6 protein-coding genes and 1 pseudogene are annotated in these 6,000 nt (G+C 68.0%); 5 read left to right on the forward strand and 2 right to left on the reverse strand.

Going from position 1 to position 6,000, the window contains the following annotated elements; all coding sequences use genetic code 11:
• Positions 1 to 3: 3 nt before the first annotated feature.
• The 4 genes from L810_RS33215 (at position 4) to L810_RS33230 (ending at position 3,290) form a co-directional block, all read left to right on the forward strand.
• On the forward strand, positions 4 to 543 hold the full coding sequence (locus tag L810_RS33215; RefSeq protein WP_034195946.1) for a PTS sugar transporter subunit IIA: 540 nt from the start codon (positions 4 to 6) through the stop codon (positions 541 to 543).
• A gap of 131 nt (positions 544 to 674) precedes the next feature.
• Entirely contained in the window at positions 675 to 1,643 is a 969-nt protein-coding gene (gene hprK / locus L810_RS33220) for an HPr(Ser) kinase/phosphatase (RefSeq protein WP_011353227.1), read from the forward strand.
• Positions 1,644 to 1,718: 75 nt separating this feature from the next.
• Positions 1,719 to 2,627 (forward strand): RNase adapter RapZ, encoded by a 909-nt coding sequence (gene rapZ / locus L810_RS33225; protein ID WP_021162602.1) that lies wholly within the window; start codon positions 1,719 to 1,721, stop codon positions 2,625 to 2,627.
• 27 nt (positions 2,628 to 2,654) lie between these two features.
• The gene (locus L810_RS33230) at positions 2,655 to 3,290 is read left to right on the forward strand and encodes an LON peptidase substrate-binding domain-containing protein (RefSeq protein ID WP_021162603.1); all 636 of its coding nucleotides are present in this window, start codon (positions 2,655 to 2,657) and stop codon (positions 3,288 to 3,290) included.
• Positions 3,291 to 3,397: 107 nt separating this feature from the next.
• On the opposite strand, the gene mutY is transcribed toward L810_RS33230, so the two are convergent.
• Together mutY and mutM are read right to left on the reverse strand one after the other, a co-directional pair.
• On the reverse strand, positions 3,398 to 4,504 hold the full coding sequence (gene mutY, locus L810_RS33235) for an A/G-specific adenine glycosylase (RefSeq protein ID WP_021162604.1): 1,107 nt from the start codon (positions 4,502 to 4,504) through the stop codon (positions 3,398 to 3,400).
• Between the two features lie 38 nt (positions 4,505 to 4,542).
• Positions 4,543 to 5,370 (reverse strand): bifunctional DNA-formamidopyrimidine glycosylase/DNA-(apurinic or apyrimidinic site) lyase, encoded by an 828-nt coding sequence (mutM, locus tag L810_RS33240; protein WP_042977157.1) that lies wholly within the window; start codon positions 5,368 to 5,370, stop codon positions 4,543 to 4,545.
• Between the two features lie 86 nt (positions 5,371 to 5,456).
• Here mutM and L810_RS33245 point away from each other — a divergent pair.
• A pseudogene (locus tag L810_RS33245) lies at positions 5,457 to 6,000 on the forward strand (tetratricopeptide repeat protein); the annotation flags it as partial.

Raw genomic sequence — 6,000 nt, forward strand, 5'->3', positions numbered from 1 at the left:
CCGATGCAGAACGCCTTGATATCGCCGAACATGGATGATCAGTCTGCCGCCGCAAGGAGACCCCAGGCCGCCCAATCGCCTGCCAACATGAATCGCCTAGCCAAAATCCTGCCCATAGAGAACGTCGTCATCGACCTCTCAGTCACCAGCAAGAAACGCGTGTTCGAACAAGCCGGGCTGATGTTCGAGAATCAGAACGGCATCGCCCGCAGCACCGTCACGGACAACCTGTTCGCGCGCGAGCGCCTCGGCTCGACCGGGCTCGGCGAGGGCGTCGCGATTCCGCACGGGCGCATCAAGGGTCTCAAGCACCCGCTCGCCGCGTTCGTCCGGCTCGCCGATGCGATCCCGTTCGAAGCCCCCGACGGCCAGCCGGTCGGCCTCCTGATCTTCCTGCTCGTGCCCGAGCAAGCCACCCAGCAACACCTCGAGATCCTGTCGGAAATCGCGCAACTGCTGTCCGATCGCGACGCGCGCGAGCGTCTGCACAACGAAACGGATATCGCCGAGTTGCATCGCCTGCTCACTCAGTGGCAACCTTGAGTTGATCCGGGCGGATTATTTTCCCGTACGAGGCGGCACATGCCGCCGTCCAGGGCCGCCCGGCGCCGGCCCGGCATGGCGACGTCCGTCGCCGCGCGCATGCACCGGCCCATTGGAGTGACGGAGCAGTCATGGATACGTCCAGCATCAACGCCCAGAGCATCTTCGACGACAACGCGGCCACGCTGAAACTGAGCTGGCTGACGGGGCATGAAGGCTGGGAACGCGGCTTTTCGGCCGACACCGTCGGCAATGCCACCTCGAGCGCCGACCTCGTCGGCCACCTGAACCTGATCCACCCGAACCGGATCCAGGTGCTCGGCGAAGCCGAAATCGACTACTACCAGCGGCAGACCGACGAAGACCGCTCGCGCCACATGGCCGAGCTGATCGCCCTCGAACCGCCGTTCCTCGTCGTCGCGGGCGGCGCCGCCGCCCCGCCCGAACTCGTGCTGCGCTGTACGCGCTCGTCGACCCCGCTGTTCACGACGCCGATGTCGGCTGCCGCAGTGATCGACAGCCTGCGGCTCTACATGTCGCGGATCCTCGCGCCGCGCGCGACGCTGCACGGGGTGTTCATCGACATCCTCGGGATGGGCGTGCTGCTGACCGGCGATTCGGGCCTCGGCAAGAGCGAACTCGGCCTCGAGCTGATCAGCCGCGGCCACGGCCTCGTCGCCGACGACGCGGTCGATTTCGTCCGACTTGGCCCCGATTTCGTCGAAGGGCGCTGCCCGCCGCTGCTGCAGAACCTGCTCGAAGTGCGCGGCCTCGGCCTGCTCGACATCAAGACGATCTTCGGTGAAACCGCCGTGCGGCGGAAAATGAAGCTGAAGCTGATCGTGCAGCTCGTGCGGCGCCCCGACGGCGAATTCCAGCGCCTGCCGCTCGAAAGCCAGACCGTCGACGTGCTCGGTTTGCCGATCAGCAAGGTCACGATCCAGGTTGCAGCCGGCCGCAACCTCGCGGTGCTCGTCGAGGCAGCCGTCCGGAACACGATCCTGCAGTTGCGCGGAATCGACACGTTGCGCGATTTCATGGATCGGCAACGACTCGCGATGCAAGATCCCGACAGTCAATTCCCCGGCAAACTGGTGTAACCCGCACGCGCCGGCCACGCAACGCCGACGCGTCGAGCCGGTGCTATGATGAAACGTCAGGATTCTCTGCTTCCCATGCGCATCGTCCTCATCACCGGCATCTCCGGCTCAGGCAAGTCCGTCGCGCTGAACGCGCTCGAAGACGCAGGCTATTACTGCGTCGACAACCTGCCGCCGCACGTGCTCCCCGAACTTGCCCGCTACCTCGCGGAGGACGGCCAGCACCGGCTCGCGGTCGCGATCGACGCGCGCTCGAGCGCATCGCTCGACGAAATGCCCGGCCTGATTCGCGAGTTGTCGCGCGAGCATGACGTCCGCGTGCTGTTCCTCAACGCGAGCACCCAGTCGCTGATCCAGCGCTTCTCCGAAACGCGCCGCCGTCATCCGCTGTCCGGCTCGCTGTCGCACGATGCGGACGTCGGCCTGCTGTCGTCTCTCGAGGAAGCGATCGAGCGCGAACGCCACCTCGTCGCGCCGCTCGCCGAATTCGGCCACCAGATCGACACGAGCACGCTGCGCGCGAACGCGCTGCGTACGTGGGTCAAGCGCTTCATCGAGCAGAAGAACAACGACCTGATGGTGATGTTCGAATCGTTCGGTTTCAAGCGCGGCGTGCCGCTCGACGCCGACCTGATGTTCGACGTGCGCGCGCTGCCGAACCCGTACTACGACCACGAGTTGCGCCCGCTCACCGGGCTCGACCAACCGGTCATCGCCTTTCTCGACGCACTGCCGATCGTCCACCAGATGATCGACGACATCCATGCGTTCCTGATGAAATGGCTGCCGCACTTCCGCGATGACAACCGCAGCTACCTGACCGTCGCCATCGGCTGCACGGGCGGGCAGCATCGTTCGGTATTCATCGCGGAAACGCTTGCCGCGCGCCTCGCGCGCGAGGCGAACGTGATCGTGCGGCATCGTGACGCGCCAGTGGATGTCGACGCGTCGTCGCGGCTCGTCTCAGAGGTCGACCGACCCTAGCGACGCACGCCCCAACGCCCGCGCGCCATGTCCTCCCTATCGACCACCCTGATCGACCTGCCGCTGTTTCCGCTGCACACGGTGCTGTTTCCGGGGGGGCTGCTCCCGCTCAAGGTGTTCGAGGCGCGTTATCTCGACATGTCCCGCGCGTGCCTGCGCGACAACGCGCCGTTCGGCGTGTGCCTGCTGAAGAGCGGGCCCGAAGTCGCGCAGGACGGCGCCGTGTCGGTGCCCGAGACCATCGGCTGCATGGCGCGCATCACCGAGTGCGACACCGGCGAATTCGGCATGCTTTATCTGCAGGCCGTCGGCACGCAGCGTTTCGAGCTGCTGTCGTATCGCGTCGAAGGCAACGGGCTGCTGGTCGGCATCGCGGAGCCGCTGCCCGACGACATCCCGCTCGAAGGCGAGCAGGCGCTCGCTCAATTCGGCTCGTGCGCCGAGGTGCTCGAGCGCATCATCGACGCGCTGAAGAAGTCCGATCCGGAGAAAATGCCGTTCGGCGAACCGTTCCGCCTCGACGATCCGAGCTGGGTGTCGAACCGCCTCGCGGAACTGCTGCCGCTCGACCTGCGCGCGCGGCAGAAGCTGATGGAGTTTCCGGACGTCGGCGCACGCATCGATGCCGTGCACCACGTACTCGACCGGCATGGCTGGCTGTAACTACCGCAGCCGATTCCGTCGCGCATCGCACCCACCGGAAGACCTTTCCCGCCAGCGGCATCCCGGCGCGTTCCCGAACGCGGCCCGCGCCGCGCCCTTCCCGTTCGTTACAGCAGCGGCCCGCTCAGCGCATCGAGCAGCTTGCGCACGGGCGCCGGCACGCCGTACGCATCGAGCCGGCTCAGCGGGACCCACGCGGTATCCGCGTCCCGCGCCCCCGAAAGCAGGCCGCCGCCGTCGGCCATGTCGCTCAGCCGAGGCTCGATCTCGAGCCGGAAATGCGTAAACGTGTGCGTGAGCGGCGCGAGCGGCACCGTGCCGCCGCCGCCGAAGCCACGCGCGAGTTCCGCAAGCGCGGCGTCGCCGTCCGCTTGCGGCAGGCTCCACAGTCCGCCCCAGATGCCGGTCGGCGGCCGGCGCTCGAGCAGCACGGCGTCACCGTCGCGCAGTACGAGCATCCAGGTCTTGCGTGTCGGCACCGCCTTCTTCGGCCGCGCGGCCGGCAGCTCGCGCTGGCGGCCCGTCGATTGCGCAACGCAATCGCCCGCGAACGGGCAACGCGCGCAATCGGGCTTGCCGCGCACGCACAGTGTCGCGCCGAGATCCATCAGCCCCTGCGTGTACGCGCTCACGTCGGCCGCATTCGCGGCGTCGGGCAACAGCGATTCGGCGAGTGCCCACATGTCGTTCTCGACACGCTTCTCGCCCGGAAAGCCCTCGACGCCGAAAACCCGGGCAAGCACGCGTTTCACGTTGCCGTCGAGGATCGTCGCGCGCGCGCCGTACGCGAACGACGCGATCGCCGCAGCCGTCGAACGGCCGATGCCCGGCAGTTCGGCCAACGCGTCGGGCGTCGCCGGAAACGCGCCGCCGTGCTCGGCGACGACGGCCTGCGCGCAGCGGTGCAGGTTGCGCGCGCGCGAGTAGTAACCGAGGCCCGCCCACAGCGCCATCACGTCGTCGGTCGGCGCGGCCGCGAGCGCGGCGACGTCCGGGTAGCGTTCGAGAAAGCGCGTGTAATACGGGATGACGGTCGATACCTGCGTCTGCTGCAGCATGATTTCCGACAGCCAGATCCGGTACGGATCGCGCGTGTTCTGCCACGGCAGGTCGTGGCGGCCATGCTCGCGCTGCCATGCGACCAGGCGCGTGGCGAACGTGCGATGCAGCGGCGTGACGGGGAACGGAGCGGGGGCGATGCGGGGCGGCTTCAAGTTATCTGATCGGGGAAAAAGGTTTCAACGCTGAGGTTTCAACGCTGGCAGGTCGGGCAAAAATAAGTCGACCGTTGGCCCTGCACGATCTGGCGAATCGGTGTGCCGCATACGCGGCAGGGTTGGCCGGCACGGTCGTAGACGAAGCAGTCGAGCTGGAAATAGCCGCTTTCGCCGTTGCTGCCGACGAAATCGCGCAACGTGCTGCCGCCACGCTCGATCGCGTCGGCGAGCGTCGCGCGCACCGCGTCGGCCAGCCGCTCGTAGCGCGGCAGCGAGACCTTGCCGGCGGCCGTCGTCGGCCGGATGCCCGCGCGAAACAGGCTCTCCGACGCATAGATGTTGCCGACGCCGACGACCATGTCGCCCGCGAGCAGCGCCTGCTTGACCGACACGGTGCGGCCGCGCGTGCGCGCGTGCAGCAGCGCGCCGGTAAACGCCGGCGAGAACGGCTCGACGCCGAGGCTCGCGAGCAGCGGATGTGCATGCACGTCGCCTGCTTCGCGCGGGTGCCACAGCACCGCGCCGAAACGGCGCGGATCGCGGAACCGCAGCACGAATTCGTCGAATATCCAGTCGATGTGGTCATGCCTGGCGGCGACCGGGACGCCGTCGGCGGGCAGCACGCGCAGCGTGCCCGTCATGCCGAGATGGACGATGAACCAGCCTGCGTCGACCTCGAACAGCAGGTACTTGCCGCGACGCTCGACGGCGAGCACCTCGCGCGCGCGCAACTGCTCGGCGAGCCCTGCCGGCACGGGCCAGCGCAACATCTCGGTACGGACGTCGACTCGCTCGACGCGGCGGCCCGCGACAAAGGGCTCGATGCCCCGGCGCGTGACTTCGACTTCTGGCAACTCTGGCATGTTTTACGGGTCTGAGGCTGGATTCACGATCGTGCGTGTATTGTAGCGAGCGCGTTACAATCGGTTGAAACATCGAACGGATTTCCATGACCCTGCCCTCGAAGCTGCTTCTGAAGCGCCCCGCCGCCGTGCGCGGCGCGCGTGCCTTCCCGGTCCGCCGTGCGCTCGGCGCCGCGCTGTTCGCCGCCTGGACCCTCACCGCCTTCCCGGCTCACGCGCAGGATCCGGCATCGGACGACGCGGAACCGCAGGGCGCGTTCGAGCACGTGATGCCGGACGAGCAGAAGAATCTCCCCGGCGTTCCGCTGACGAGCCAGATCGTCTACCAGGTGCTCGCCGCCGAGGTCGCGCTCCAGCGCAACCAGCCCGCGCCGGCCTACCAGACCTACCTCGCGCTTGCCCGCGACACGCGCGATCCGCGCATGGCCCAGCGCGCGACCGAGATCGCGCTCGGTGCGCAGAGCCCGGCCGACGCGCTGTCCGCCGCGAACCTGTGGCGCCAGTACGCACCGGAATCGAACCGGGCGTCGCAAGTCGACGCCGCGCTGCTGGTGCTCGCCGGCAAGCCGGCCGACGCGCAGCCGATGCTCGCGCGCGAGCTGGCCCGGGCGACCGGCGAGACGCGCGGCC

It is taken from the genome of Burkholderia sp. AU4i, from assembly GCF_000466765.1.
Lineage (GTDB): Bacteria > Pseudomonadota > Gammaproteobacteria > Burkholderiales > Burkholderiaceae > Burkholderia > Burkholderia cepacia.

What these genes read in the sequence shown, in the direction of transcription:
- L810_RS33215 (WP_034195946.1), top strand. Translation starts at nt 4, where the DNA reads ATGCAGAACGCCTTGATATCGCCGAACATGGATGATCAGTCTGCCGCC.
- rapZ (WP_021162602.1), top strand. Translation starts at nt 1,719, where the DNA reads ATGCGCATCGTCCTCATCACCGGCATCTCCGGCTCAGGCAAGTCCGTC.
- L810_RS33230 (WP_021162603.1), top strand. Translation starts at nt 2,655, where the DNA reads ATGTCCTCCCTATCGACCACCCTGATCGACCTGCCGCTGTTTCCGCTG.
- mutM (WP_042977157.1), bottom strand. Translation starts at nt 5,370, where the DNA reads ATGCCAGAGTTGCCAGAAGTCGAAGTCACGCGCCGGGGCATCGAGCCC.
- hprK (WP_011353227.1), top strand. Translation starts at nt 675, where the DNA reads ATGGATACGTCCAGCATCAACGCCCAGAGCATCTTCGACGACAACGCG.